1 protein-coding gene is annotated in these 1,739 nt (G+C 52.9%); it reads left to right on the forward strand.

Features of this window, described 5'->3' with window-relative positions:
• Positions 1-1,739, forward strand: a 1,739-nt coding sequence (locus PK629_01240; protein HOP10096.1) for a vWA domain-containing protein, incomplete at both ends; no start/stop codon positions are given.

Genomic DNA, 1,739 nt, shown 5'->3' on the forward strand with positions numbered 1-1,739 from the left:
AGCATTACTAAATTCAACACGTTGGGACAATATGTTCAGGAAGAGATGCTTTCGGTGCTTAACGACAGCGAACGGCAGACCTTGATAAACAAAATCGCCGGAATCACTTTATACTGGTACACCAACCTTGAAGACGGCATCAATATGGGGAACAATACTTTTTCCGCTAATCCCGACACCGCAAAGATCATGGTGGTTCTGACGGACGGCGAAACCAACACATACAGAGTTGATTATTATCCGTATTATTATGGGGACCCCAATACCCAGAACGCAAAAGATAAGGCGATTGCAAACGCCGCCATCGCAAAGAGCGCCGGCGTGACGATTTATACGATTGGTTTTGGGTATACCGATGCCACATTGGAGTCCATCGCTTCTCTTGACGATGAAAATCAACCACTGTATTTTTACGTGAACGATGCTATCGCATTAAACACGGCATTCACCACCATTACCAACTCGATTGATTCCCCGGCTTTGACCGATTCCATGGGTAATTATCTTACCACGAGCAGCGGTACGGTAACCGGCCCTACCGGTATCACAGTAGGCGCCAGCGGAGATCTGCTTTCGTGGTCCCCCACGGCTGCTGATCTTACAACCGGCCATGGCAACTTCATCACTTACACTGTCACTTTGGATATAACAAATATTGCTGCAGGCGAATACGATAATTACGCCCTCAACAACGGCGCTTCGTTTGGGGTCAGTATTGACGGAAATTCGGTGAACGGCAACTTCCCGGTGCCGTTGGCTGAATTCGATATCGGCACGCTGGACGTCTCATTCCGGGCCGGTACCACGACGATTGCCCCGAATGAGACGCAGCAAAAGATCATCACCGACTGGGGCACACCGACCTTTACAACAAATACCCCGCCGGCAACCCTCGAATACGGCGGACAGACTTATTATTACGACAACAGCACCTATGACGGCAGCCCCTATACGGTAGACGGCGCAACCGACACGGCAACCGCAGGGGAACATGCGCTGATTCATAACTATTCGCTTCACAACCGCAACGTATCCTATGCATATGACAGCACTGCTGCAGGTGCCGTAACACCCATCGGCGGCGCTCCGACACTTCCGACAGGCGGCACTTATGCGGCGGGAACAACCGATATTTCCGTTGCGGGCACATTGAGCGCCACGGGTTATACTTTCCATGGTTGGGCGACAACCGATGTCACGGTCTCCGGCGGCACCTTCACGATGCCGGACAATAACGTTGAATTCACCGGGTATTTCACGGCAGACACGGTCAACTATACCGTCAAGTATTACCTGCAGAATCTGACCGCTACGGGATATGATCTGCAGACCGGCGATACGGATACCAACACCGGACTGACCGGAAGCACAGGCGCGATTGATGCCGGTTACCAAACCAAATACACCGGTTTCACCTACCAGAAAGCCGAGTCCAACCTGACCCCCAACACCGACTTCACGATTCAGGGCGACGGCTCGTTGATCATCAACGTCTACTATACACGCAACACCCATAATGTCAGTTACAGCTACACCGGAACCGTTCCGAGCACTGCGACGGCGCTTCCGATAACCGCCGGCCATCTCTACGACACGACCGTGACGGTCGCCGCAAACGCGAGCGCCACCGGTTATACGTTCAGCGGCTGGAGCAGCAGCCAGACAACGGCGACTGCGGGCGGCACATTCTCAATGCCGAACGAGGACGTCACATTCAGCGGTTCCTTTACACCGGCAAC

Source organism: Oscillospiraceae bacterium (assembly GCA_035380125.1).
Classification (GTDB): Bacteria; Bacillota; Clostridia; order Oscillospirales; family JAKOTC01; genus DAOPZJ01.